The sequence below is a fragment of the Streptomyces sp. M2CJ-2 genome (assembly GCF_016757295.1).
Classification (GTDB): Bacteria; Actinomycetota; Actinomycetes; order Streptomycetales; family Streptomycetaceae; genus Streptomyces.
In genome coordinates this window covers 118,728-144,611 of record NZ_JAESIF010000009.1, presented here as the reverse complement: position 1 = coordinate 144,611, position 25,884 = coordinate 118,728, and the positions used below count along the sequence as shown (strand labels likewise).

General features: G+C 73.8%; 23 protein-coding genes and 1 tRNA gene. 10 read left to right on the top strand and 14 right to left on the bottom strand.

The window, feature by feature from the left end; translation table 11 throughout:
- Positions 1–7 precede the first annotated feature (7 nt).
- The gene (locus tag JL475_RS10910) at positions 8–502 is read left to right on the top strand and encodes a DUF3830 family protein (RefSeq protein WP_202277334.1); all 495 of its coding nucleotides are present in this window, start codon (positions 8–10) and stop codon (positions 500–502) included.
- Here the strand turns inward: JL475_RS10910 and JL475_RS10905 are convergent.
- Both JL475_RS10905 and JL475_RS10900 read right to left on the bottom strand, forming a co-directional pair.
- Positions 483–1,946, bottom strand: coding sequence for an amidase (locus JL475_RS10905; RefSeq protein WP_202277333.1), 1,464 nt, complete (start codon positions 1,944–1,946; stop codon positions 483–485). The two genes, JL475_RS10910 and JL475_RS10905, sit on opposite strands and share 20 nt — an antisense overlap.
- Before the next feature lie 16 nt (positions 1,947–1,962).
- Entirely contained in the window at positions 1,963–2,970 is a 1,008-nt protein-coding gene (locus JL475_RS10900; protein WP_202277332.1) for a D-2-hydroxyacid dehydrogenase, read from the bottom strand.
- Positions 2,971–3,108: 138 nt separating this feature from the next.
- Here JL475_RS10900 and JL475_RS10895 point away from each other — a divergent pair, with 138 nt between their 5' ends.
- From JL475_RS10895 to JL475_RS10885, 3 genes are all read left to right on the top strand, one after another.
- Positions 3,109–4,068: an aspartate/glutamate racemase family protein gene (locus JL475_RS10895; protein WP_202277331.1), complete on the top strand. Its 960-nt coding sequence runs from the start codon at positions 3,109–3,111 to the stop codon at positions 4,066–4,068.
- Positions 4,065–4,796, top strand: coding sequence for a decarboxylase (locus JL475_RS10890; protein WP_202277330.1), 732 nt, complete (start codon positions 4,065–4,067; stop codon positions 4,794–4,796). The genes JL475_RS10895 and JL475_RS10890 overlap by 4 nt, the downstream gene beginning before the upstream one ends.
- Before the next feature lie 100 nt (positions 4,797–4,896).
- Positions 4,897–6,006 carry an LLM class flavin-dependent oxidoreductase gene (locus JL475_RS10885; RefSeq protein ID WP_202277329.1) on the top strand — a complete coding sequence of 370 codons (1,110 nt, stop codon included), beginning with the start codon at positions 4,897–4,899 and terminating at the stop codon, positions 6,004–6,006.
- Here the strand turns inward: JL475_RS10885 and JL475_RS10880 are convergent.
- Positions 5,979–7,883, bottom strand: a complete 1,905-nt coding sequence (locus JL475_RS10880) for a bifunctional diguanylate cyclase/phosphodiesterase (protein WP_202277328.1) — start codon at positions 7,881–7,883, stop codon at positions 5,979–5,981. The genes JL475_RS10885 and JL475_RS10880 overlap by 28 nt on opposite strands.
- A gap of 387 nt (positions 7,884–8,270) precedes the next feature.
- On the opposite strand from JL475_RS10880, the gene JL475_RS10875 reads away from it, so the two are divergent.
- Complete coding sequence (locus tag JL475_RS10875; RefSeq protein WP_237406790.1) at positions 8,271–9,566, top strand: M6 family metalloprotease domain-containing protein; 1,296 nt, start codon at positions 8,271–8,273, stop codon at positions 9,564–9,566.
- A gap of 39 nt (positions 9,567–9,605) precedes the next feature.
- Here the strand turns inward: JL475_RS10875 and JL475_RS10870 are convergent.
- The 7 genes from JL475_RS10870 to JL475_RS10840 form a co-directional block, all read right to left on the bottom strand.
- Positions 9,606–9,679, bottom strand: a tRNA-Lys gene (locus JL475_RS10870).
- Positions 9,670–10,287, bottom strand: coding sequence for a bifunctional DNA primase/polymerase (locus JL475_RS10865; RefSeq protein ID WP_202277326.1), 618 nt, complete (start codon positions 10,285–10,287; stop codon positions 9,670–9,672). The genes JL475_RS10870 and JL475_RS10865 overlap by 10 nt, the downstream gene beginning before the upstream one ends.
- 159 nt (positions 10,288–10,446) lie before the next feature.
- Positions 10,447–10,812, bottom strand: a complete 366-nt coding sequence (locus tag JL475_RS10860) for a hypothetical protein (protein WP_202277365.1) — start codon at positions 10,810–10,812, stop codon at positions 10,447–10,449.
- A 345-nt stretch (positions 10,813–11,157) separates the two neighbouring features.
- Complete coding sequence (locus tag JL475_RS10855; protein WP_202277364.1) at positions 11,158–12,501, bottom strand: AAA domain-containing protein; 1,344 nt, start codon at positions 12,499–12,501, stop codon at positions 11,158–11,160.
- A 41-nt stretch (positions 12,502–12,542) separates the two neighbouring features.
- The gene (locus tag JL475_RS10850) at positions 12,543–14,177 is read right to left on the bottom strand and encodes a hypothetical protein (protein ID WP_202277325.1); all 1,635 of its coding nucleotides are present in this window, start codon (positions 14,175–14,177) and stop codon (positions 12,543–12,545) included.
- Positions 14,168–15,280 (bottom strand): hypothetical protein, encoded by a 1,113-nt coding sequence (locus JL475_RS10845; RefSeq protein WP_307825015.1) that lies wholly within the window; start codon positions 15,278–15,280, stop codon positions 14,168–14,170. Before JL475_RS10845 ends, JL475_RS10850 begins: the two co-directional genes overlap by 10 nt.
- A 16-nt stretch (positions 15,281–15,296) precedes the next feature.
- Positions 15,297–16,307: a phosphatase PAP2 family protein gene (locus JL475_RS10840; RefSeq protein WP_202277324.1), complete on the bottom strand. Its 1,011-nt coding sequence runs from the start codon at positions 16,305–16,307 to the stop codon at positions 15,297–15,299.
- Between the two features lie 191 nt (positions 16,308–16,498).
- On the opposite strand from JL475_RS10840, the gene JL475_RS10835 reads away from it, so the two are divergent.
- Complete coding sequence (locus tag JL475_RS10835) at positions 16,499–17,095, top strand: histidine phosphatase family protein (protein ID WP_202277323.1); 597 nt, start codon at positions 16,499–16,501, stop codon at positions 17,093–17,095.
- Positions 17,096–17,190: 95 nt separating this feature from the next.
- Here the strand turns inward: JL475_RS10835 and JL475_RS10830 are convergent, their stop codons facing one another.
- Positions 17,191–18,651, bottom strand: a complete 1,461-nt coding sequence (locus JL475_RS10830) for a hypothetical protein (RefSeq protein WP_202277322.1) — start codon at positions 18,649–18,651, stop codon at positions 17,191–17,193.
- A gap of 252 nt (positions 18,652–18,903) precedes the next feature.
- On the opposite strand from JL475_RS10830, the gene JL475_RS10825 reads away from it, so the two are divergent.
- Together JL475_RS10825 and JL475_RS10820 are read left to right on the top strand one after the other, a co-directional pair.
- A complete protein-coding gene (locus tag JL475_RS10825; protein ID WP_202277321.1) occupies positions 18,904–19,326 on the top strand; it encodes a hypothetical protein in 423 nt (140 codons plus the stop codon).
- 74 nt (positions 19,327–19,400) lie between these two features.
- Complete coding sequence (locus JL475_RS10820) at positions 19,401–20,270, top strand: spermidine synthase (RefSeq protein WP_202277320.1); 870 nt, start codon at positions 19,401–19,403, stop codon at positions 20,268–20,270.
- Between the two features lie 51 nt (positions 20,271–20,321).
- Here JL475_RS10820 and JL475_RS10815 read toward each other — a convergent pair whose 3' ends face one another.
- The gene (locus JL475_RS10815; RefSeq protein WP_202277319.1) at positions 20,322–20,978 is read right to left on the bottom strand and encodes a hypothetical protein; all 657 of its coding nucleotides are present in this window, start codon (positions 20,976–20,978) and stop codon (positions 20,322–20,324) included.
- Between the two features lie 109 nt (positions 20,979–21,087).
- Here JL475_RS10815 and JL475_RS10810 point away from each other — a divergent pair, with 109 nt between their 5' ends.
- Positions 21,088–21,807, top strand: coding sequence for a response regulator transcription factor (locus tag JL475_RS10810; RefSeq protein ID WP_202277318.1), 720 nt, complete (start codon positions 21,088–21,090; stop codon positions 21,805–21,807).
- Positions 21,804–23,213, top strand: a complete 1,410-nt coding sequence (locus JL475_RS10805) for a HAMP domain-containing sensor histidine kinase (RefSeq protein WP_202277317.1) — start codon at positions 21,804–21,806, stop codon at positions 23,211–23,213. Before JL475_RS10810 ends, JL475_RS10805 begins: the two co-directional genes overlap by 4 nt.
- A gap of 105 nt (positions 23,214–23,318) precedes the next feature.
- On the opposite strand, the gene JL475_RS10800 is transcribed toward JL475_RS10805, so the two are convergent.
- A complete protein-coding gene (locus JL475_RS10800) occupies positions 23,319–24,758 on the bottom strand; it encodes a GH1 family beta-glucosidase (protein ID WP_202277316.1) in 1,440 nt (479 codons plus the stop codon).
- Positions 24,759–24,969: 211 nt separating this feature from the next.
- Entirely contained in the window at positions 24,970–25,881 is a 912-nt protein-coding gene (locus JL475_RS10795) for a carbohydrate ABC transporter permease (protein WP_202277315.1), read from the bottom strand.
- Positions 25,882–25,884: the final 3 nt, after the last annotated feature.

The following is a 25,884-nucleotide window of genomic DNA, read 5'->3' as shown; positions in this document are numbered from 1 at the left end:
GGGTCTCATGATGGACCGATATGTCGAGGTCTCGCTGGTCAAACGCGGAATCACCTGTACGGCCCGGTTGCTCGACGACCGTGCGCCGATCACCTGCGCGGCCGTCTGGAACGCCCTGCCCCTGTCCGGCGACGTCTACCACGCCAAATACGCGCGCAACGAGATCTACGCCCTGTTCCCGCCCTTCGCGGAAGCGGAGCCGCCGCTGGAGAACCCGACCGTCACACCCGTCCCGGGAGACCTCTGCTACTTCTCCTTCGCGGGCGCGGAGCTGGGCACCAGGGCCTACGGCTACGACCGCGAGGTCGGTCCGGGCACCACGGTCGTCGACCTGGCCCTGTTCTACGAGCGGAACAACCTGCTCCTGAACGGCGACGTGGGCTGGGTGCCCGGCATCGTCTGGGGCCAGGTCGTGGAGGGCTTGGCGGAGATGGCCGACGGGTGCAACGACCTGTGGCGCGGCGGCGCGGAGGGGGAGACGCTCAGCTTCCGGCGGGCGTGAGCCCGGGCGCCCCGGCTGCCCCGGCCGCCCCGGTTTCGAAGAGCGCGTGGGCCGCCCGCAGCACCAGCGTGTCGGCGTGGCGGGCGCCCACGAGCTGGACCCCGATCGGCAGACCGGCCGCGTCGGTGCCCACGGGGACGCTCGCCGCGGGCTGCTGGGTCAGGTTGAACGGATAGGTGAACGGGGTCCAGCCCGTCCAGCGCCGGTGGCCGGAACCCTTCGGCACCTCCACGCCCGCCTCGAACGCCGTCCGCGGCACGGACGGGGTGACGAGGAGGTCGTACCTGTCGTGGAAGAGGCCCATGCGCCGGCCCAGGTCCATCCGGACGTCCACCGCCGCCAGGTAGTCCAGCGCCGAACGGCGGGTCCCTTCGCCGCAGATCTCCCGCAGTCCGGGGTCCAGCAGTTCCCGCCGCTCCCGCGTGAGGTGCTGCACCACCCGGGCGGCCCCGGCGAACCACAGGGTGTGGAAGGCGTCCACCGGGTCGGTGAAGTCCGGGTCGGTCTCCTCCACGTACGCGCCGAGCGCGGCCAGCCGCTCCACCGTCCGCCGCACCGCCGCCGCCACCTCGGGCTCCACCGCCACCTGGCCGCCCAGCGACGGCGAGTACGCCACCCGCAGCCCCCGCACCCCGCCGTCCAGCCCCTCCCGGAAGGAGCCGGGGGCCGGCGCGAGCGCCGACCAGTCGCGGGAGTCCGGCCCGCTGATCACGTCCATCAGCAGCGCCGCGTCCGCGGCGTCCCGCGTCATCGGGCCGACGTGCGCCAGCGTGCCGTACGCGCTCGCCGGATACAGCGGCACCCTCCCGTACGTCGGCTTCAGCGCGAAGATCCCGCAGAACGACGCCGGGATGCGGACACTGCCGCCGCCGTCCGTCCCCAGGGCCAGCGGTCCCGCGCCCAGCGCCACCGCCGCCGCCGCGCCCCCGCTGGAACCGCCCGCGGTCCGCGAGGGGTCGTGCGGGTTGCGGGTGACACCGCTGAGCGGAGAGTCCGTCACCCCCTTCCAGCCGAACTCGGGGGTCGTCGTCTTGCCGAGGAAGACGGCGCCGTGCTCCCGCAGCCGCGCCACCGACGGCGCGTCCTCGTCCCAGCGGCCCGCCGGGTCGACGGCGCGCGAGCCGCGCAGGGTCGGGGCGCCGCGCAGCAGCAGGATGTCCTTCACCGTGACCGGCACCCCGTCCAGCAGCCCGCGCGGCTCGCCGCGCCGCCACCGCTCCTCGGAGGCGGCGGCCCGCTCCAGCGCCTCCTCGGCGAACAGCCGGACGAACGCGTTCACCGCCGGCCGGCTCGCCTCGGCCCGCTCCAGCGCCGCGCGGGTCACCGCCACGGGGCCGAACTCGCCCCGGCGGTAGCCGTCGAGGAGCCGCACGGCGGTCAGTTCGGTGAGCCCGGTGGACCCGGTGGGTCCGGTGGACCCGGTGAAGCCGGTGAATTCGGACATCCACTCTCCCGCCACATCAGTGCCCGGGTACGTACCCGCGCTGCTTGTCGACCACGTTCACCAGCGGCTTGCCCGCTTCCCACAGCTCGTACAACTCCACGAACTGGGCGGCGAGTTCGTCTCGCCAGCCGATGGTGTCCCCGCTCATGTGCGGCGACACGATCAGTCCGGGGGCCCGCCACAGCGGGCTGTCGGGGGCGAGCGGCTCGGCCTCGAAGACGTCCAGGGCGGCGCCCGCGATCCGGCGCTGCCCGAGCGCCTCGGCGAGCGCGTCCTCGACGACCAGCGGCCCGCGTCCGACGTTGACGAAATGGGCGGACGGCTGCATCACCCCGAAGCGGCGGGCGTCGAACATGCCCCGGGTCTGCTCGGTCAGCGGCGCGGCGGCGATCACCCAGTCCGCGCGGGCGATCAGCCGGTCCAGGTCCTCGGGGCCGTGCACCCCCGCGCGCGGGGTGCGGCCGACCAGTGCGGTGGTGACGCCGAGCGCCTCGAGCGTGCCGGCGACGGCCCGGCCGATCGGCCCCGACCCGACGACGCAGGCGCGGGTCCCGGCGACCTTGCGCGACTCGCGGTGGAACCAGGTCCGTTCCCGCTGGAACTCCAGCGTCCGCGGCAGATCCTTGGCCAACGCCAGCACGAGAGCGGCGACGTACTCGGCGATCGGCCGGTCGAAGACGCCCCGCGCGTTGGTGACCACCGTGTCGGAGGCGGCGAGTTCCGGACAGAGAAGGTGATCCACTCCGGCACTCGCGGTGTGCACCCAGCGCGGCCGCGGCCCCCCGCCCGGCCAGGCGGAACGCACCGCGTGCGAGGTGAAGTCCCAGACCAGCAGCACGTCGGCGTGCGGGAGTCGCTCGGCGAGCGTCGAGGCGTCCGCGTGCTCGATCCGGACCCTGCCGGTCAGCCCGCCCAGCCGGGGCGGCGGGTCGGCGTCCAGGACGAGCAGCGTGGGGAGGGCCCCCGGCGTGGGCGAAGAGGCGGTCGAGGCGGTGACGGCGGGGGTGGGCGAGGGGGTGGACATGGGCCGCCGTTTCCCCGGATGACCGGAAGTCTGAGATGTACGGATTGACCACGCTGGCACCCCGAACCTACCGTCGTCAACACGGGCGTTTCGGCGAACCGTTGCGTGCTCGTCTCTCACCGTGAGGCCGGTGCTGACATGGATGTCTCCCTCATCGGCGGACCCGGCCCGCAGCGCGGCGTCGGCGTGGTCGCCCCCTTCGACTTCGCGCTGGACCGCGAACTCTGGCGCTGGACGCCGGACGACGTGTCCCTGCATCTCACCCGAACGCCGTACGTGCCGGTCGAGGTCGGCCTGGACCTCGCCCGGCTGATCAGTGAACACGAGACCCTCGGCAACGCGGTGAGCGCGCTCACCGCGGTCGGTCCCGAGGTCGTGGCCTACGCCTGCACGTCCGGCAGCTTCGTCGGCGGAATCCTGGGGGAGCGCGCCATGTGCGAGGCGATGAGCAGGACCGGCGCGGTCCCGGCGATCACCACCTCCGGCGCGCTGCTGGAGGCACTGGTGGAACTGGACGTACGGCGGGTGGCGCTGGTGACGCCGTACACCGTGTCGGTGACCCGGTCGCTGGAGCAGTACGTGGCGCAGGCCGGGGTCACGGTCACCGGCTGCGCGTACATGGGCCTGACCCGGCAGATCTGGCGGGTCTCCTACCGCGAGGTGGTGGACATGGCCCGGCGGGCCACGGCGCGCGGCCGGCTCGGCGCGGCGGACGCGCTGTTCCTCTCCTGCACCAACCTGCCGACGTACGACGTGATCCCGCAGCTGGAGGCGGAGCTGCGCATACCGGTCATCTCGGCCAACCAGGTGACCATGTGGGCGGCGTTGCGCCGATTGGGTACCCGGGCGGTGGGACCGTATCAGGCGCTGATCGACACGTCGGCGCGTGTCACGGCCGGGCCCGGGAACGAGACCGGGGCCGGCGCCGAGGCCGTACTGCCGGACCGGACGTCCGGCGCGGTGCTGCCGCGGAGTCCGGTGCCCCCGCCCGCCTCGGTACTGCCGGACGGACCGGAGGCGTCGGGCGTGCAGGGTGCCCAGGGCGTTCCGGGCGTGCCGGGAGCGCCGGACGAGAAGCAGCAGGAAGGCTGGACATGACCGCACTGGGATTCCTCTATCCGGGACACTCCGCCGAGGACGACTATCCGCGCGCCGAGCAGCTGCTGGGCAGTGACATCCGGGTGGACCTGGTGCACACCGACATCGGTGAGGACGCGCACCGGGTCGACGCGCTGCTCGAGATGGGCGACGCCGACCGGCTCGCGGCCGGCGTCGGGGAGCTGCGGCGCGCGGGCGTCGACGCGGTGGTGTGGGCCTGCACCAGCGGCAGCTTCGTACGCGGCTGGGAGGGCGCGCAGGAGCAGGTGCGTGCCCTCGCCCGGACGGCGGGCACGCCGGCCTCCTCCACCTCGTTCGCCTTCGTGCACGCGGCACGGGAGATCGGGGCGCGGCGGGTCGCCGTCGGCGCGACCTACCCGGACGACGTGGCCGCGCTCTTCGCCGAGTTCCTGGGCACCGGCTCGGTGTCGGTGACCGGGGTGACCAGCTCCGGGATCATCACGGCGGCGGAGGTCGGCACCTGGGGCGAGGCCGAGGTGTTCGCCCTGGCCCGCGCGGCCGACCACCCGGACGCCCAGGCCGTCCTCCTGCCCGACACGGCGCTGCACACGGTCGCCCACCTCGCGGCCCTGGAGAAGGAACTCGGCAAACCGGTCCTCACCGCCAACCAGGTCACCGTCTGGGAGGCCCTGCGCCTGGCCGACCGCAGGGTGAACGCCCCGTCCCTGGGCGCCCTGTTCACCAGGGAGCCGATCGTGCAGGTGTGAGAGGCCGGGCGAGCGTGCGCGGCGAGGCGGGGGAACAAACGGGGCCCCCTTCCTGTTGGTGGACCGGTGAGACGTCACCCGAAACAGGAGGCACCCCGCCGTGGCCGCAGACGACACCGCAGCCGACGAGATCCGAGGCACGGCACAGGGCACCGCCCCCGTCCCCCTGTCCGTCCTCGACCTGGTCACCGTGGGCGCCGGCCACACCGCCACCGAGGCGCTGCGCACCGGTGTCGACCTCGCCCGGCTCGCCGAGGCGCGCGGCTTCCACCGGTTCTGGGTCGCCGAGCACCACTCCATGCCGGGTGTGGCGTCCTCGTCCCCGGCGGTGATCCTGGCCCACCTCGCCGCGCACACCGAACGCATCCGGCTCGGCTCGGGCGGGGTCATGCTGCCCAACCACGCCCCGCTCGTCATCGCCGAGCAGTTCGGCACGCTGGAGGCCATGGCCCCCGGCCGGATCGACCTCGGCCTCGGCCGCGCCCCCGGCACCGACGGCGCCACCGCCGCCGCCCTGCGCCGCACGGAACGGCTGAACGAGGGCGCCGACGACTTCCCCCAGCAGCTCGCCGAGCTGACCCGCTTCCTGGACGACGACTTCCCCGACGGCCACCGCTACCGCCGCATCCACGCCGTCCCCGGCCCGGTCCAGGCGACCTCGCCCGGCGGGGTGCAGTCGACGCACCGGCCGCCGGTCTGGCTGCTCGGCTCCTCCGGCTTCAGCGCCCGGCTGGCCGGTCTGCTCGGCCTGCCGTTCGCCTTCGCCCACCACTTCTCCGCGCAGAACACCGTCCCCGCGCTGGACCTCTACCGCGAGTCGTTCACCCCGAGCGACGTCCTCGACGAGCCCTACGCCCTGATCGGGGTCTCCGCGCTCGCGACCGACGACGAGAAGGAGGCCCGGCGCCAGGTCCTGGCCGCCGCGCTCAACATGGTCCGGCTGCGCACCGGCCGCCCCGGCCTGGTGCCCACCCCCGAGGAGGCGGAGGCGTACCCGTTCTCGCCGATGGAGCAGGACTTCGTCGAGTCCTGGAACGCCAACGTCGTGCACGGCACCCCGGACGAGGTCCGGGCCGGCCTGGACGAGCTGCACAAGCGCACCGGCGCCGACGAGCTGATGATCACGGCCAACGCGCACAGCGGTGACATACGCCTGCGTTCCTACGAACTCATCGCCGACGCCTACGGGTTGCCCACGACGTCCGCCTGAACCCCGGGCGTGCCCAGCAGTTCGGAGATGCGGTCCGGCGGCACCGGACGGGAGTACAGCCAGCCCTGGCCGGTGTCGCACCCGATCCGGCGCAGCCGGGTGGCCTGCGCCGTGGTCTCCACGCACTCCGCGGTGACCGTCAGCCCCAGCCGGTGGGCGAGCTGCACCATCGCCTCGACGATGGCCTCGTCCGCCGGGCTGGGCGTCTCGTCCCGGTCCTCGTAGGGGAAGCCCCGGACGAAGGCGCCGTCCAGTTTCAGCACCGACACCGGCAGCCGGCTGAGGTAGGCCAGGTTCGAGTAGCCGGTGCCGAAGTCGTCGATGGCGATGCGCACGCCCATGTCGCTGAGCGCCTTCAGTGCCTGGAGGGGCCGGCCCGAGGAGCCCATCACCGCCGACTCGGTCAGCTCCAGCTGGAGCAGATGCGGGGCGAGGCCCGTCTCCGTCAGGGTCTCGGCGACGTCCGCGACCAGGTCGGAGTCCCAGACCTGCCGGACCGCCACGTTGACGCTGACGAAGATCGGCGGCTCGGTGGGGTGCTCGACCTGCCAGCGGCGGGCCTGCCGGCAGGCGGTGCGCAGCACCCAGCGCCCGAGCTGGACGATCGAGCCGTCCTCCTCGGCGATGGAGATGAACCGATTCGGTGTCAGGGTGCCGAACTGCGGGTGGTTCCAGCGGACCAGGGCCTCCACCCCGTGCACCCGGTCGTCCTCCATGCCGACCAGCGGCTGGTACTCCAGCGTGAACTCGCCCCGGTCGACGGCGGGACGCAGCGTGGAGGCGAGGGCCTGGCGGGTCATGCGGTGCGCGTTGCGTTCCGGGTCGAACAGCGTCCAGCGGGACTTGCCGTCGGCCTTCGCCCAGTAGAGCGTCGTGTCGGCGGCCTGCATCAGCGCGGTGGGCGTGGTCCCGGCCGCGTGCCGTTCGACCACCCCGATGGACGCCGAGACCGACAGCCGCCGGCCGTCCACGTCGAAGGGGTCCTGGATCGCCCCGAGCACCGACTCGGCGAGGTCGGCGAGCTGTTCGGTGCCCGTGGAGTCCTCGACCAGCAGCGCGAACTCGTCCCCGCCGAGCCGGGCCACCAGCGGGGTGCCGGTCCTGGACCGGCCCGCCTCCTCGGCGCAGAGCGTCAGCCGTTCGGCGACGGCGGCCAGCAGCCGGTCGCCGACGCGGTGGCCCAGGGCGTCGTTGATGGCCTTGAACCCGTCGAGGTCCAGGGAGCAGAGCCCGATCCGGCCGGTGCCGCTCTGCTCGTAGGACTCGGCTTCCAGGGCGGCCGTCAGCCGTTCGAAGAACAGGGTGCGGTTGGGCAGCCGGGTCACCGGGTCGTGCATCTGCAAGTAGTGGAGCCGGGTCTGGAGTTCGCGGCGGGCACTGACGTCGGCGACGGACAGCAGGACGCCGGGCCCCTCGTGCGCGTCCCCCGCGTCCGCCGCCTCAGGGGGGAGCGGCGCGACCGACACCTGCACCCACAGCGAGTGCCCCTCGGGGTGCTTGAGCCGGCGGGTGCAGCGCAGCTTCGCCTGCCGGCCGCACAGCACCTCGCGGTAGGAGTGCCAGGCGCGCGCGTCGGAGGAGAGGTCCACCAGGTCGGCGGCGACGGCCCCGACCAGGGTGTCCGGTGCGCGGCCCAGCAGGGTGGCGAGGGTGCTGTTGGCGCTGACCACCCTGCCCTCGCGGTCGACCACCGCCATGGCGAGCGGAGCGGCCGTGAAGACGGAGCGGTACGACGGAGGGGGTGCCTGGGACGAAGCCGCCGGGGGTGCAGTCGGCTCTTCACGCTCGGCACGGGGTGGGGCAGGGGCGTCGCTCTCCGTGACGATCGGCTGGTTGAGGTCTGCTGTGGGCGTCGGCCCCTCGGACGTTCCGCTCACCGCTCGCTCCCGCCGTGCACTCGATCGCTGTCCGTGCCGGAAAGCCTCAGGAATGTCTCAGGAAAGTGTGCCGATCATAGAGGCCGACCCGGAGCCCTTCCAGTCACTGTCCAGTGTCCAGCACGGTCCCGCATCTCTGCCAGATCGTTTCCGCTCGGAGGTGGACGGCTTCTTCAGGCCTGAGACCGGTTGTGACGTTCCGTAAGTGGTTCGAGGTGTCGAACGTGAACGGAATCCTCGGCCCCTCACCCGTCCGGTGCAGATAAACAGGGCGTAGTATGACAATCCACCACATTCTGGGTGCGGTGTCCTGCGAACCGTCTCCCGGAGGTCTCTGTGCCGCGCCAGCTCCCCCTGAGGCGACTCGGTCATGAGGCTCTCAGGGGATTGGGCCGACAGGGTGGTGAGTGCGGCCGCCCCTGGCTGCGCAGCGCGGCGGCCGTGCTCACCACCCTGTCGGCGCTCGCGGCCACGTCCCTGGTGACAGGCCCCACCGAGACCAGGCCCTTCTCCGCGGACCCCTGCGCCCTGACCCGCACCGACACGCACCACTCGGAGGGCCTGGACACCTGGAACGCCGCCTACCCCCGGCCGACCGGCCGGCTGGACGCCGTCATGGTGTTCCTGTCCTTCCCGGACTCGCACCCCCTGACCACCCCCGACGACATCGCAGCCGACCACTTCCCCGCCACCGGCGACTTCTTCCACCGGGCCTCCTACGGCAGATTCACCCTGCGCCCACACGTCCTGCGTGGCTGGATCCCGATGCCGCGCCCGTCCACCGCGTACGCCATACGGCGTGACTGGACCCTGCGGGACCGGTCCGCCTACCTGCGCGACGCGCTCGCCGCCGTCGACCCGAAGGTCGACTTCTCGCGCTACGACGTCGTGTACTTCGTCGCCGACCCGGACGCGCCCGGGGTGGACTCCGACGCCACGAAGGTCGTCAACCTGGAGACCCCGCTGCGGGCGGACGGCACCGACATCCGCCGGGTCGTCACCGTGTTCGAGGACCATCCCCCGGACCGGCTGGTCCTCGCCCACGAGACCGGCCATGTCTTCGACCTCCCCGACCTCTACAACCGGCCCGTGGACGGCAAGGGCGACTGGGACACCCATGTCGGCGACTGGGACCTGATGGGCAGCCAGTTCGCCCTCGCCCCCGACCTGTTCGGCTGGCACAAGTGGAAGCTGGGCTGGCTGGCGCCCCGGCAGGTGCGGTGCGTGCAGGACGCGGGACCCGTGCGGCTGACGCTGGAACCGCTCGGGTCGGTACCCGGCGTGCCGGTGACCGGCGCCGCCGGGGCGCCGTCCTTCGGGCTGGGCCGGGGCGTCAAGCTCGTCGTGGTGCGCACCGGCCCGGACAGTGTGCTCGCCTTCGAGGCGCGCGGTCCCGTCGGCGACGACGCGGGCGTCTGCCGGTCGGGGGTGCTGGTCTACAAGGTGCGCGGCACCACCCGGTCCGGTGAGGGGCCGATCGAGGTGGTCGACGCCCACCCGCACACGGAGGCCTGCCGGGGGGAGTCGGTCTACCCGCCGCTCGCGGACGCCCCGGTCGCCCTCGGTGAGAGCTTCACGGTGCCGGGGGAGGACGTGCGGGTGGAGGTGCTGGGGCGTACGGATGCGGGGGCGTGGACGGTGCAGATCAGCATCGGGGCCGGAGAGGGGACGGAAGACGCGTAAAAGGCCCCTTGCTTTCGCAAGGAGCCTTCCACGTGTCGGTGCGCCGCCAGGGACTCGAACCCCGGACCCGCTGATTAAGAGTCAGCTGCTCTAACCAACTGAGCTAGCGGCGCCTGCTGACGTTGTAGACATTAGCACCCTGGTCGGCAGGAGGAAAAATCGATATCCGCACGGCCGCGCGCGCCGCCCGTACGGCCGCCCAGAGCAGCACCTCCGGGCCCGGTAACCAGGGGTGACGCGTGTCCGGGGCGACCAGCCAGCGCGAGCCGGAACGGTCCGCCCGGTCACCGGGATCCGGGGCCGGAACGGTCACCGCGTCGCCGGTGCCGTGGCACAGCAGGGGCGGAACGGCGCCCGTACGGCCCGCCTCCCCGGCCCTCCTGCCACGGGCGTCCCACTCCTCCCACTCCAGCAGCGCCGGCAGCCGCTGGGCGGTGCCGGGCGTGGCGAACAGCAGCATCCGGCCGCGGAACTCGGCCACCGGACCGGAGCCCGGCCCCTCGTCCCACATCCGGTCCAGCATCCGGCGCCCGAAGGTCGAGGGGGCGCTCAGCACGTCGAAGGCGGAGCCGCAGGGCAGCACGACGGGCGCGTGCGGCTGCTCCTCCCAGAGCGAGAGGGTGCTGCGCGGATACGTTCCTGCGGAGGCCAGCCAGGCGGCGCCGTCCGGGGTGACCCCGCTGACGTCGGATGCCTTGCGTGCACTGTGTGCGCTGCTCATGGAGCCTGTCTACCCGCGGTGAGGGAACGGTTTCCCAGGGTTGCGGGAATCGAGGACACCGGGGCGGGGAGGCGGTATCTTGCCCACCCGGCATATGCCATGCCTGTTCCAGGGGGGGGGCGGCCGGTCGCGCGGGGCGCGCGACCGTGCGTCCGCCGATCACACCGGGTCGGCGTGCCCCCGGCCCTCGCTCCCGTGCAGCAGGTCCCGACCGAACTCGATCATCTTCTTCGCGTAGTCCTCGGTCCACTCGGCCCGCTCGGCGATGGCGGCCGGCGTCAGCCGGTCGAAGCGCCGCGGGTCGGCCAGCTGCGCCGCCGCCACCGCCTGGAACTCCATCGCCCGGTCCGTCGCCGCGCGGAACGCGAGCGTCAGCTCCGTCGCCCGGTCCAGCAGCGCGCGCGGATCGTCGATCGACTCCAGGGCGAAGAAGTGCTCCGGATCGGCGGCCGCCTCCGCGGGCTCGAACAGCAGGGACGCGGGGCGTAGCCGCGGTCGGTCCCGGTGCGGCGTGGGCTCCGCCATGTCGTCTCCCTCTTGCTCGTCCTTCTCGTCGTACACGTCGTACACGTCGGGCACGTCGTGCTCGTCATGCCGGTCGTACGCGTACGTCACGTCGGCCCGCCGGTGAGTGGGCCACCGTCCATTGTCCCGCGCCCTGGCAAGAGGGCCTCGGGCCAGGCGCGACCGGGCCCGCGACGGTCAGGGTCGCCACTCGACGCGGTGTTCCGCGAGGTGGGCCAGGACCGAGTGGTTCGCCTCCCGGCCGTCCGGGCTGTGACCGTCGGCCGCCTCCGGCGGCGTGCCGGACTCCGTCCGGCGAATGGGGCGGCGCGCCGGTCGCCTGCCGGGCAGCCACCGGAGCGGTGGTCAGGGTCGCCATTCGACCCGGTGTTCCGCGAGGTGGGCCAGGACCGAGTGGTTGGCCTCCCAGCCGTCCGGGAACTTCACGAGGGTGCCCAGCTGGACCGGTTCCGTCGACGGGTAGGCGTCCAGCAGCTCGCCCACGCCCGCCCGGCACACCACGATGCAGGCGTGCCGGTGCCGGGAGGCCAGCACGCACAGCCTGCCGGTCTCCAGGTGGAAGGCGGTGGCGTCGGGGCGGCCGGACAGCGGATGCAGCACCACCGTGACGTCGAACTCCCGACCCTGGAGCCGGTTCGCCGTGTCGACGGTGACGTCCGCCGCGCCCAGCTCGGCCAGCGCCGCCCGGACCGCCGCCGCCTGGTCGCGGTGGGCGGTGCCGACGGCGATCCGGTCGGCGGTGAGCGGAACGGGGCCGGGGGCGGGGCGCTCGGAGGTCGTGGCGCCCTCCCGGTCCAGCAGCCGGCGGACGACCAGGGCCACCGCCCGGACCGCCTCCGGGTCGGTGCGCGGGGTGTGCCGGGCGGGCAGCTCCAGCAGGCCCCAGCCGGACTCGGCGGCCTCGTCGATCACCCGGTCCGGACCCGAGCCGTCCGACGGGACGCCGAGGGTGAGCCGCCGGTCGCCGGGGCCGGTGCCGCTGCGGAACGGCGTGTACGGGTAGAACGCGTCCGACACCAGGGGCGCCGCCGAGGCGGGCAGCCGCCACGACACCGGCAGACGGTGCTGCGGCAGCTCGGGATTGTGGGCGAGCAGGGTCGTCACCGCGGACGCGGACGGGTCGTAGGAAAGGCCCGCCCACTGCTCGCCGCCCACGATCGAGAACGGGTCCAACTGCCCCGGATCGCCCACGAACAGCGCCCGCTCGAACAGCCCCGCCACGGCGAGCAGCGCGTCCGAGCGCATCTGGTACGCCTCGTCGACGATCGCGTGCGCCCACGGTTCGACGCCCTTGACGTGCGCCCACTTGGCGGCCGTGGAGATGACCACGTCGAGCCCGGCGAGATCGGCAGCCTTCGCCGACTTGCGGACGTTCTCCAGCTCGTCCAGCGCCTTGTCGTACGGGTCGGTGTCGCTGCTGTGCAGCCGGCCGACCGGCAGGTCCGGGTTCTTCTCGGCGAGCCGCAGGACCAGGTCGTCGACCTGCGCGTTGGTCTGCGCCACCACCATCAACGGGCGCCCCGCCTCGGCCAGTTCCAGCGCCGCGCGGACCACCAGCGTGGACTTTCCGGCACCGGGCGGGGAGTCGACGACCACACCGCGCGCGGTGCCGTGCAGCGTGTCGCGCAGGATCGCGTCGGTGGCACGGGCGGCCGCCGCGCCGGGGGCGAAGCCCGCCTCGGGGGGCACGGCCGCAGTGGTCGCGGCTTCGGGGGTCACGGCCTCGGTGGTCACAGGACGTCCTCCTCGGTCACCGGGTCGGCGGCCTCCGGTGCGGCGGTCGCGGCGCCGGGCGGGCCGCCGTGGGTCCACGGGGTCTCCTCCGGATCGGGGAGCTTCGCCCCGCCGCGCGGTTCGTGCTCGAACAGCGTGAAGCAGAGCCGGTCGCCCTTCTCCGGCACCGAACCCGCCTCGGGCTCCTTGCCGCGGCCCATCTTGTCCAGGATCCGCAGGACGAGCAGGGACCCGCCCGCTTCCCCGGTCGCTGTGGCCTCTACAGCCTCTACAGTCTCCACGGCGACGAACTCGGCCGTCTGCGGCTTCCCGCCCAGCGAGCGGTACACCCTGGCCCGCTCACCCAGGTACGGGCGGTCGTCCGTCCGGACGGTGACCAGCGGGCGGGGGCTCGGCCGCTTGCTCTCGCTGTACGCCATGACCACATCGACGACCTCGCCCGCGAACGCCTCCCCGGACAGCCGTCGGCCCGCCATCACCAACGGGTCGTCCAGGGCCTCCTGGGCCTCCAGCCGGGCCTGCTCCCGCTCGCGCGTGGCGAGCTTGTTGGCCGCCGTCACCGCGTCGTCGCGGCGCGGCTGCGGCGGCTCACCGGCCAGCACCCGGTCCCGGTGACCGGTGAACGACCAGCGGTCACGCGTCCACCGCTCCTCGACGCGCGCACCCTCCGGCAGCGCGCGCAGCAGGTCCAGGCCCCGCCACACCGCGTCCCAGGTGGGTCGCGTACGGCTTTCCACCAGCGCGCGGATCTCCCGCTCGGCGGCGGCCAGCGCGCCGAGCCGGTCGTCGGCCTGCAGACCGTCCTCCGCGGCGGCGAGCGCGCTGCGGGCGCGGTCGTACCGCTCGACGGCCGGGGCGAGCAGCTTGTTGTCGAACGCGGGGTCGGTCGCCGGGCCCGCGGGCGGACACAGCAACTGTCCGCCGGCGTCCCGCGCCAGCTCCGCCTCCTGCGCCGCCTCGGCCCCGGAGCGTCCCTCGGGCGGGTCGATCCAGGCGAGCAGCGCCCCCAGGTGCTGGTCCTCCAACGTGGACTGGCCGGTCGCCCAGTGCCGGCCCAGCAGATCCGTCATGGCGGTCAGGAGCGACGAGCCGGGCACCCGGGCCCGCTCCCCGAAGTGGGTCAGCCACCGCCCCAGCAACGGCACCCGGGGCGGCGCCGGGAAGGGCGCTTCCGGATCCTGCTCCGCCGTGCGCCGGAACCGCGTGGAACGGCCGAGGAGCCGTACGAGGTCGACGCCGGCCCGGCTCGGCACGATCAGCTGCGGCGCGTCCGCGCACAGCTCGACCTCGACCTTGACCCGCTTTCCGGTCTCCGGGTCGGTCTCGCCGCGTTCCGCGGTCTCCACCGCCTCGGCGCAGCCGTCCACGTACGGCAGGACCACGTCGGCCAGTTCGGCCAGGAACGCGAATCTGAGGTCCCGGTCGCGCGGCTGCGGCACGGCCAGCAGCCGCGGTGCGTCCCGGTCGGTGCCCACCAGCGCGCCGAGCGGGGCGCCCGCCTCACCGGCGGTGATCAGCGGCACGAACACCAGCGGCCGCTCGGACAGGTGCCGGTGCCGGACGGTGGCGGCGGGCTGGGCGCGGCCGGTGCTGACGGCCTCGAGGCGGGCCAGGGTGGCGATCAGCGACAAGGGGCCACCTCCGGGCGGCCGGTGAGGGACTGCGCGTCGGCGGGGACCCGTGCGTCGGTGAGGGCCTCCGCCCGCAGCGCCGCCGCCCTGCGCAGGGCGGCCACCGTCGGATCGTCGGGATCTCCGGCCTCGCCGCGGGCCGCCGCCAGCACGTCCTCGACCGTCGTCAGACCGCCCAGTTCGGCGCGCACCGGGCGGCCCAGGGAGGTCACCGCGCCCTGCGCGCGGGAACGGTCCCGGCAGTGGAAGGCCAGCTCGCACGCGGACAGGCACTCCGGCGCGTAGCTCGCCGGGACCGACTCCACGGCCGCCGTGAGCCGCTCGCGGGGCAGCTCGGGTGCGAAACAGGTGCCCTCGGGGAGCGCGCCGGCGATGTCCTCGATCCGGGTGAGCCGGGCCAACTGGCGGGCGGTCACCGCGCGCTGCTTGCGCACGTCCACGGCGGACGCGGTCGGCAGGTTGGAGAAGTCCTTCGGGCACACCAGCAGGATCCTGTGCCGCACGCGGGGGGCCGGGACGGCGGTGAGGCGGGCGGCGACCTCCTCCAGGGCCAGCACGTACACCGCCGCCTGCCGGGCCGCCGCGCCGACCTTCGCCGGGTCCGCCGCCCCATCCAGCATGGGGAAGGACTTGATCTCCACGACCGTCCAGCTGCCGTCCGGGTGCACCACCACCGCGTCCGGTTCCAGGAAGGCGGGCGAGCCCGCGACGTCCAGCGCGAGCAGGGGATGGTCGAGCAGTGTCCACCCGTCCCGCGCCCGTGCGGCCTCGTCCAGCGCCAACTCCGTGCGCGCGGCGCGCCCCCGGGGGCCGGACGCGGTCAGGTCCGGCACCCGCGCGCCGGCGGGCGGTTCCGCGGAGCGGTCCAGCTTCTCGTGGACGAGCCGCAGCAGTTCCGTACCGCCGTCCGCCTTGACCCGGGCCTCGAACGCGTTGCCCCGGACGAACGCGAACTGGGACTGGCCGAAGACCGAGGGCGAGCCCAGCGCGCCCGCCAGTCTCGCCTTGTCCACGCCCGCGCCGTCGAGGATCGCGCGGCGCGCGCAGCCCGGGTTGGCGGCCAGGGCGGCCAGGGCGCGTGCGTCCAGCGCCTTCGCCGACACGTCCGGACCGCGCAGCTCAGCGAGCCGGTGCCGGAGCGGCCTGGGCTCCTTCCCCCCGGTCGGAGGGGGGAGCGCCGCCCGGCTCGGTTTCCGGGGCGGACCGTGGCTCGAACTGCCGCTGCCGTGGCCGCTGTCGTGGGAATTGCTCACCCGCGGAAGTCTGGCATCCGGCACTGACAATCGGGGAACCCGGGACGGAAGAGGCCCCCGGGACCGGCGCCGGGCGCGGCAGCAGACGGGCCCTCACCCGGTCCGTGCACCGCGTCACGAAGGGGGCGAGCAGCAGCCCGGCGCCCATCACGACGGCACCCGCGACCGCGTCCAGGAAGTAGTGGTTGGCGGTGCCCATCACCACGACGACCGTCACCAGCGGATAGACGACGGCGGCCGTCCTCGCGGCCTTTGCGGCTTTCGCCGACCTCGCCGTCTGCGGTCCGCCGATCCGCCACAGAACCACACCGCACCACAGGGCCCAGCCCACATGCAGGCTCGGCATCGCCGCGTACTGGTTGGTCAGCCCGCCCAGGCCCCGCGGGGCGCTGGCCTCACCGGCCCACCAGCCGTAGGAGCTGTACTGGGCCATGGTGTCGACGAAGCCGTGGCTCGCGTCGAGCAGTCTGGGCGGGCAGGTGGGCAGCAGGGTGAAGCCGATCAGCCCGATGAAGGTGGACGTCATCAGCCAGGTGCGGGCGGCGCGGTAGCGCACCGCGTGGGAGCGGAACAGCCAGACCAGGAGCGCGGGCGTCACCAGGTAGTGCAGCGACGCGTACCAGAAGTCGGCCGGTATGCCCAGCCACGGCTCGCGTGTGAACAGCCGGTTGAGCGGGTGCTCGGCGTTGAGGTGAAGCGCCTGCTCGATGCGGAGTATCGCCAGTCCGTGGTCCACGGCGTCGGCGACGTCGCCCCGGACGACCAGGCGCCCCGCCGAGTAGCAGGCGTACACGAGGAGGATCAGCGGCAGCTCGGTCCACCAGCGCAGCCGGATCGCCGGGGCCCCTTCGGTACCCGGTGTCTCGGTGTGCGGCATCCGATCGCCCTCCCCCTTCACGCTCACTCCCGCCCCCACGGCGATCCGATCAGCCACTCTAGGCGTACTCGCGCCCCTCATGAGGTGCCTTCGGCCCTGATAGACGCTGAGATCGCCCGCCGGGTTGCCCCACCCCGGGGTGCGCGATGATGGAGGGGTTCCGCCCCCCGATTTCTCCCGGAAGGTCTCTCATGGCACCGCGCATCCTGCTGGCCCGGCACGGACAGACCGCATGGTCGTTGTCCGGCAAGCACACCGGCAGGACCGACGTGCCGCTCCTGGACGAGGGGCGGCAGGGCGCCAAGCTGCTCGGTGAGCGCCTGCACCGGCCGCCGTACGACGGGCTGCCGGGCGTCGAGGTGCGCACCAGTCCGCTGGTACGCGCGCGGGAGACCTGTGAACTCGCCGGGTTCGGCGAGCGCGCGCAGACCTGGGACGCCCTCATGGAGTGGCACTACGGGGCGTACGAGGGCATGACCCCCGACGAGATACGGGCGGACCGCCCCGACTGGCTGATCTGGCGCCACGGCGTGCCCGAGGGGGAGACCCTCGCCGAGGTGACGGCCCGCGCGGACGAGGTGGTCGCCTGGGCGCGCTCCGCCGACCGGGACGTGCTGGTCTTCGCCCACGGGCACATCCTGCGCTCGATCGGCGCCCGCTGGCTGGGGCTGCCGCTCGACTTCGCGGCCCGCATCCGCCTCAACCCGACGTCACTGTCGGTCCTGGGCTGGGCGTACGGGGAGCCGGCCGTCGAGAGCTGGAACGACCTGGGTCACCTGGCGGGGTGAGTCGGCCCGGTGCCGGCCCGGGCCTGACGCCGACCCGGGCCTGACGCCGACCCGGGCCTGACGCCGACCCGGACCTGACGCCGGCCCGGGGGCGGTCACGTCATGCGGGGGAGGGAGTCGTGGCGGTCCAGGAAGGCCGACACGTCCGAGGTGCGGCGGTGCGGGAGGAGTACGCGGGCCGTGCCCGCCAGTATCGTGCGGACCCGGGACGACTGGACCTCGGACAGCAGGTCCAGCACCCGCATCCCCGCGGCCGCCGCCTCGTCCGGGTGCCCGCCGCGGGCCAGGTCGTCCGCCAGTTCCGCCGTGTACAGCGCGATGTTGCGGGTGAAGTGCGGGTTCTGGAGTTCGGCGGCCCGCCGCGCGTGCCGGGCCGCCCGCGGCCAGTCGCCCAGGGTCGACCAGCACTGGGCCTCCAGGCCCTCCAGTTCGGCCTCCCCGTAGAAGGTCATCCACTCGGGGTCGGCCGGTGCGGGGCCGCGGTCGAAGTAGGCCTGCGCACGGGCCAGTGCCTGTTCGCAGCCGGACCGGTCGGCGAGCCCGGCCCAGCCGCCCGCCTCGCGCAGCGCCAGCAGGGACATCAGCCGGGCGGAGCCGAGCGGGCGGGCGGCCCGCTGCGCGGCCTGCGCCGCCCGCACCGCCTCCCGGGGGCGGCCCGAGTCCCGGGCGAGGAACGCCGTGTTGCAGAAGGCGTGCGCCTCCAGCCCCGGGTCCCCGGTCACCCGCGCGGTCGCCAGTGCCTCCGCGTAGTGCGAGCGGGCGTCGTCGAACCGGCCGGAGTCGTGCGCCAGCCAGCCCACCGAGATGGCCAGTTCACCGGCGCCGGCGTACAGCCGGTCCGCCGTCCGCTGCCGGGTCGCCCCGGCGTCGAGCAGGGCGTAGGCGGCGCGCAGCGGTGCCGCCGCCCGCCGGTAGAGGCCGTCGGCGCCGTGCCGGTCGTCGAGCAGCCTGATCCGGCGGACGGCGTCTTCCAGGGCACCCGCGTCGCTCGCCCCGGGGCGGCGCACGGCGCGCTGTGCCGCCGAGGCGTCCGGGGCCAGGGCGAGTGGGCCCAGTGAGGCGGCGGCCACCGTGGCGCCCCCGCCGGTCATGAATGCGCGACGCAGCACGTCGCTCTCCTCGTAGTTGTGGTGCGTGTGGTACGGGTGGTGCGAGTCGTACGGGTTCTGTGTGTCATACGGCTCAGGGGCCCCGCCGGTCTCACTGGTGACGAGTGCCGGGGCCGCGCCGGGCGCCGGGGGAGTGTCCCCGTCGTCCCGCGCCCGGCGCCCGCGGACCGACGCGCGGGGCGCGAAGCCCAGGTCGGTCAGCGTGCGGCCGGGGAACATGTGCAGGAACACCCGTTCATAGGCGTAGTTGGGGCAGCGGATCTCGCCTGCCTCCACCCGATGCACGTACCGCGCGTCACAGCTGACCCGCTCGCCTATCTCGCGAGCGGCCTTGCGGACCGACGCGGCGAACTCGGCCGGCGAGCGCGTTCCGCGCAGTTGCCGGAAGACGAGGTTCGGCCGCAGTGGCCGGTCGGGCTGGGACGAGGGCACCGTTGACGACGCCATGGCCGGGTCCTCTCTGCGAACCGTCGAACCATGCCGGAAGCAGAGCGGTCCATCCGTCGAGCCGCTCTGTTGCCGGCGGGCAAGAACGTACCTGCTGTGACGGAGTCGCCACGCAAAGTTTGGCCACAAACCGGATATCTCGTCCGCGATCCGCCATGAACTGCCATTCTGTGCTATTGGGTTTCGCCGTAGCCCGGAACGGTCCGCCGCGTTGAACCCCGTGTGTGGTGGAGGCGGAACGTGGAGGCCGGGATGGTGACCAGCCGGAGCAGTGAACCCCGAACGCCGTCGGGCGGACTGCCGGGCGGGCTGCCGGGCTGTTGCGACGTGGTGACGGTTCCGGCCCGGCAGGGTCTGGAGGCGGTGGACATCCTCCGGCGTGGCGCGGCCGGGGCGGGGGACGCGGTGGGGCCCGTACTGCACGGCGACGGCGGGAGCACCCTCGGGTTCCTGGTGCCGCCGGGGACGGCCGCGGCGTGGGACGTGCCGGGCAGCACCTGTACGGAGACCGACGGCCGAGGACTGGGCCTGGCGCCCGAGGGGCCGCCGGTGGAGGGCTCGGACTGGCTGCTGCCGCCCGAGGACGACGCCGGCCTCGCCACCGATCCCGCGGTCCTGCGGGAGGCGCTGGGCGAGGCACGACGCCTGCTCGAGGTGGCGGACGGCTGCCGCTGAGCCCGCCGGGCCGGGATGCGCGCGGTGCTCGGGGTGACCGGGTCCGGTGCGGGGCGGGTTGAGACAATGCCTCCATGGGAAGGTCCAGGAACTCCGGACGCGGGCGGGCCGCCGTCGAAGCCGTCGTCGAGAGCGTCGACGGAGGGCTCGCCCGGCTCGTCCCCGACCGGGAACGGCCGAGGGCCTGGACGCTGCTGATCGACGACGCCCCGCAGTCGCACGTCGACCTGGACGATCCGGCGTACCTCTCCTTCGAGTACCAGCGGCGGATTGGACACGTCATCGACACCGCCGGGCCGGCCGGCCGGCCCGTGCAGGCGGTGCATCTCGGCGGCGGCGCGTTCACCCTCGCCCGGTACGTCGCCGCCACCCGGCCCCGTTCCACCCAGCAGGTCGTCGAACGGGACGCGCAACTGGTGCAACTGGTCCGCCGGGAACTGCCCCTGGACCCCGGGGCGCGGATCAGGGTGCGCTCGGTGGACGCCCGGGAAGGGCTCGCGAAGGTGCGGGACGGATGGGCCGACCTCGTCGTCGCCGACGTGTTCAGCGGGGCCCGCACCCCCGCCCACCTGACCTCGACCGAGTTCCTGGACGACGTCCGCAGGGCCCTCGCCCCCGGCGGGGTCTACGTCGCCAACCTCGCCGACGGGCCGCCGCTGGCCCATCTGCGCGGCCAGATCGCCACCGCCGCCGCCCGGTTCACCGAACTCGCGCTGATCGCCGACCCGGCGGTGCTGCGCGGCAGACGCTTCGGCAACTCCGTGCTGGTCGCCTCCGACGTGCCCCTGCCGATCGCCGAGCTGACCCGCCGCGCCGCCTCCGACCCGCACCCCGGGAGAGTCCAACACGGGCGGGAGCTCAGGGACTTCACCGGCGGGGCCGCCCCGGTCGGCGACCTGGCGGCGGTCGACTCCCCGGCGCCGCCACCGTCGGTGTTCCGGTGACGCCGGTGTTCCGGTGAGGGGTGAGGGGCGCGAGGGGGCCGGGCCGCCCGGTCAGTAGTCGTTGATCTCCACGCGCGGCGGGCCGTCGTGCCAGGTGCAGAAGACCGACACCCGGTCCGCGTCCGCCGCGAACTCCACCCGGATCCACGACTCCGTCTTCCACACCTGCATCGACCAGCCCGCCCCGGGCGTCGCCGACACCAGTGAGGCGGAGCTCTCACCGAGGTCGAAGACCGCCCGGCCGCCCCCGGTGTCGTACGCCTTGACCTCGCCGGAGGTGGCCGGAGCGGGGTCGGCCGGCGCGGGGGCGGCCCCGCCCGGAGCGGGGTCGGGGGAGACCCCGTCGGGTCCGCCCACCGACTCCCGCTGCTGCGCGTCCTGCGCACCGCCCGCGTCCGCGGCTGTGTCCTCGGAGTTCTCGGAGCCTTTGGAGTTCTCGGAGCCCTTCGGGGCCTGCGCGTCCTTCGAGTCCCCGGCGTCCGCCGCGTCATCGGCGGCTTCCGGTGCTTCCGCGTCGGTCGGGCGCCGGGTCGAGGACGACACCGGCCTCGACTCCTGCGCCGTGGCGTCGGCCGCCGTGACGGGCAGCGCGCGGGGCGGGTCGTAGGCCGTGCCCGCCATCACCGTGTCCACACCCCACCACGACAGCGTGACCGCCGCGCCCGTGGCGAGCAGCCAGGCCAGTACGTGTACGAGTCCTCTGCGCATCGTCGGCCCATACTGCCCCACCCGCCCCGCACGTGTCGCGCCCGCGGCGGTGTCCGGAGTTGTCCACAGGCCCGCACCGAGCCGCCCGGCATGGCGTACGGTGCCGCCCATGGCACGTGTTCTCGTAGTCGAGGACGACCCCTTCGTACGCTCGGCGCTCATCCGGCAACTGACCGATGCCGCACACCTGGTGCGCAGCGTCGGGACGGCGCTGGAGGCGCTGCGCGAGGTCGCCCACTTCCGTTTCGACGTCGTCGTCCTGGACCTCGGACTGCCCGATCTCGACGGCTCCGAGGCGCTGAAGATGCTGCGCGGCATCACGGACGTGCCGGTGATCATCGCCACCGCGCGGGACGACGAGGCGGAGATCGTACGGCTGTTGAACGCCGGCGCGGACGACTACCTGACCAAGCCCTTCTCGGTGGAGCACCTGTCGGCCCGGATGGCGGCCGTACTGCGCCGGGCCCGTTCCCGCGCGGGGGAGGAGGCGCCGTCCCCGGTGCTCCGGGTCGGCGGGCTGACCGTCGACCCGCTGCGCCGCCAAGCCGAACTGGACGGCGCCCGACTGGACCTCACCCGGCGGGAGTTCGACCTGCTCGCCTTCCTGGCAGGGCGGCCCGGAGTCGTCGTCCCCCGCAGGGAACTCCTCGCCGAGGTGTGGCAGCAGTCCTACGGCGACGACCAGACCATAGACGTCCATCTTTCCTGGCTGCGGCGGAAGTTGGGCGAGACCGCCGCCCGGCCGCGCTATCTGCACACCCTGCGGGGCGTCGGCGTGAAACTGGAACCCCCGGCCGCGGGACTGCCCGCGGCGGAGTCACCGCGATGAGATGGGCCCTGGTGAAGGTGTCGGTGGCGGTGACCGCGATGGTCGTGATCGCCTTCGCGGTCCCGCTCGGCCTCGTCATCCGCGAGATGGCCCGCGACCGCGCCTTCTCCAACGCCGAACGGGAAGCCGCGGCGGTCGCTCCCGCGCTGTCCATCACCACCGACCGCGACCAGCTCGAACGCGTCGTCGCCTCCGCCGGGTCCGACGCGGCGATGGCCGTGCACATACCCGTCGGCGCCGATGCCGAGCCCCTCGACATCGGGCGCCGCCGCGCCACCGCCGAGGACATCGAGGCGGTACGGAAACTGGGGCGGGCCTCCACCTCCAAGGTGTCCGGCGGCTCGACGCTGCTCCAGCCGGTCGCGCTCAGCACCGGTGAGATCGCCGTGGTCGAGGTGTTCGTCCCCGAGTCCGAGGTCACCAACGGGGTGGGCACGGCTTGGGCGGTGCTCGCGGCGGTCGGCGTCGCCCTCGTCCTCGGCTCGGTCGCGGTCGCCGACCGGCTGGGCGTGCGGATGGTGCGGCCCGCGCAGCGGCTGGTCGAGGGGGCGCACGAACTGGGGGAGGGCAAGCTGGGCGCACGGGTGCCCGAGAAGGGGCCGACCGAACTGCGGCTGGCGGCCGTGGCGTTCAACTCCATGGCCGACCAGGTCGTCCAACTCCTCGCCAACGAAAGGGAACTGGCCGCCGACCTGTCCCACCGGCTGCGCACCCCGCTGACCGTGCTGCGGCTGAACGCCGCCTCCCTCGGCGACGGACCGGCCGCCGAGCAGACCCGTGCGGCGGTCGAGCAGCTGGAGCGCGAGGTCGACACCATCATCCGCACCGCGCGGGAGGCCAAACCGCAGACGGCCGCGGCCGGCCCCGGCGCAGGCTGCGACGCGGCCGAAGTGGTCCGGGAACGGATGGCGTTCTGGTCGGCGCTCGCCGAGGACGAGGGCCGCAAGTGGCGGGTGGCCGGAGCGGACGGCCCGGTCCGCATCCCCGTGGCCCGCGCCGATCTGGCCGCCGCCCTCGACGCCCTGCTCGGCAACGTGTTCCGGCACACCGCCGAGGGCACCGCCTTCGCCGTCGACCTGCACAACGGCGAGGACGCGGTGATCGTGCTCGTCTCCGACGCGGGCCCCGGCATACCCGACCCGGAGGCGGCGATGGCCCGCGGCCGGGGCTCCGGCAGCGACGGCTCCACCGGCCTCGGCCTGGACATCGTGCGCCGGCTCGCGGAGGCCACCGGCGGGGACGTACGGATCGGCTCGTCGGTGCTCGGCGGGACCGAGGTGCGCGTCTGGATCCAGCTCGACGGCCGGGAGGGGACTCCCCGGAGACCGTACGGGCGGGGACGAGGCCACCGGGGGGCCGTGCGCCGCCGCCGTCCCGGCCGGCTGACACCGACCTTCAGGTCCTGATCCGCTCCTGATCCACGGGACGGACCGGCCGACGGGGCGCGGCCCTCCCCCAGAGCACCGTGCCCCGCTCCCCCGGCTCCCCCCGTTCCCCCGTTTCCGGGAAGGTCAGACGGCCTCCGGCCCCGGCAGGGCGCCCGACTTGGCCGCCCGGCTGTACCAGAGGGCGCTGGCCTTCGGGGTCCGCTCCTGGGACGCGTAGTCGACGTGGACCGCGCCGAAGCGCTTCTCGTAGCCGTACGCCCACTCGAAGTTGTCCAGCAGGGACCACAGGTAGTAGCCGCGCACGTCCGCGCCGTCGGTGATGGCCCGGCGGACCGCGGCGAGATGGCCGTGCAGGTAGGCGATCCGCTCCGGGTCGTGCACCGTGCCGTCGGCGCCGGGCTTGTCGTCGTAGGCGGCGCCGTTCTCGGTGACGTAGAGCGGCAGGCCGGGAGCATCCCGGGTGTACCGCATGATCAGCTCGTGCAGCCCGCTCGGGTCGACGGACCAGCCCATCTCGGTGCGCTCCCCGGGCGCCTGGTGGAAGGCCACGTCGTCCGCGGCCGGCCACGGCGAGTGCTCGCTCGCCCCGTGACCGTCGGCCCGCGATCCCTCCGCGTCCGGGTCCGCCGCCGACACCAGGGTGGGCGTGTAGTAGTTGAGGCCCAGTGCGTCCAGCGGCTGGTGGATCAGGTCCAGGTCGCCGTCCTGGACGCACGACCAGTCCGTCAGCGACGAGGTCGCCGTCAGCAGCGATTCGGGGTAGGCGCCCTTCAGGATCGGACCGTGGAAGATGCCGTTGGCCAGGTCGTCGATCTTGCGCGCCGCCGCCAGGTCCGCCGGGTCGCCGGGGGAGAGGGGCCGGACCACCGCGGAGTTGAGGCTGATCGCGATCGAGTTGCGGGCCGGCATCACGGACCGCAGCGCCTTGGCGCCCAGTCCGTGGGCCAGGTTCAGGTGGTGGGCGGCCCTCAGCGAGGCCGCCGGATCGGTACGGCCCGGCGCGTGCACGCCGGAGGCGTAGCCCAGGAACGCGCTGCACCACGGCTCGTTGAGCGTGATCCACTGCTCCACCCGGTCGCCGAGCGCCTCACCGACGATCTGCGCGTACTCGGCGAAGCGGTACGCGGTGTCACGCTCCGGCCAGCCGCCCGCGTCCTCCAGCTCCTGCGGCAGGTCCCAGTGGTAGAGGGTGACGGCCGGCTTGATGCCGTGGGCCAGCAGCTCGTCGACCAGCCGGCGGTAGAAGTCCAGGCCGCGCTGGACGGCCGGGCCGCGGCCGGTCGGCTGCACCCGGGGCCAGGCGACGGAGAAGCGGTAGGCGCCCAGGCCCAGTTCCGCCATCAACGCCACGTCGTCGCGGTAGCGGTGGTAGTGGTCGACAGCGATGTCACCGGTGTCGCCGCCGGCGGTCTTGCCCGGAGTGTGGCTGAAGGTGTCCCAGATGGACGGCGTACGACCGTCCTCCCGCACCGCGCCCTCGATCTGGTAGGCGGAGGTCGCGGCGCCCCAGAGGAAGGCGGGGGGGAAGGCCGCCGGGGTCACCGGCGTGGTGGAGTCAGACATGGAAGCGCTCCCATAGGCGGTCGTGGAGGGACCTGCGAGTCAGGACCAGAGGTGAGATGGGGAAAAGGGCGAGAAGGGCGAGAAAGGCGAGAAGGGGGAAGAGGGGACAGCGAGGGGCGGCACGGGGACGAGCAGGGGACGAGCAGGGGACGAGCAGGGGCCGAGGCGTCGGTGACCCGGCCCCCTGGTGGGAGACATCGGCAGACGGGGGTCAGCCCTTGACCGCGCCCTGCATGATGCCGCCCACGATCTGCTTGCCGAAGACCGCGAAGACCAGCAGCAGCGGCAGCGTGCCCAGCAGGGCACCCGCCATGATCAGGGACTGGTCCGGGGTGAATCCGCGGCCGAGGCCCGCGACCGCGACCTGCACGGTCGGGTTGCCGGACTGGGTCAGGACGAGGAACGGCCACAGGAAGTCGTTCCAGGTCTGCACGAACATCAGCATGCCGAGCACGGCCATCGCCGGCCGCGCGGCCGGGAACACCACGTGCCACACCACGCGCCAACTGCTCGCGCCGTCGACCCGTGCGGCCTCGATGATCTCGTCCGGCAGCGCCTGGAGCAGGTACTGCCGCATGAAGAACACGCCGAACGCGCTCACCAGCGACGGGAAGATCACGGCCTGCAGCTGGTCGGTCCAGTCCAGCTTGGCGACCATCATGTACAGCGGGATGATGCTCAGTTGCGGCGGGACCATCATGGTGCCGATCACGAGCAGCATCAGCGCGCCCCGGCCCCGGAAGCGCAGCTTGGCGAAGGCGAATCCGGCGATCGTCGACAGGATGACGACGGTCACCGCCGAAATGCCCGCCACGATCGTGGTGTTGAGGAACGCCTCACCGAGGTTGGCTTCGGTCCAGGCGATCTCCAGGTTCTTGAACAGGTTCGAGCCGAACCAGAACGGCGGCGGGGTCTGCGCCAGGCGCTGGGTGTCCCGGGAGGCGGCGATCGCGGTCCACACCAGCGGGAACAACGAGACGATCGTGAACACGATCAGGATCGCGTACGCGATCGGGCCGCCGTGCAGGGTGCCGCCGGCCCGCGCGGACTTCGGCAGACGGGAGCGCCGCTGCTCCTTGGCGGACGTGGTCTCGGGGGGTGGGGGCGTCACAGTCGTCGTCACGGC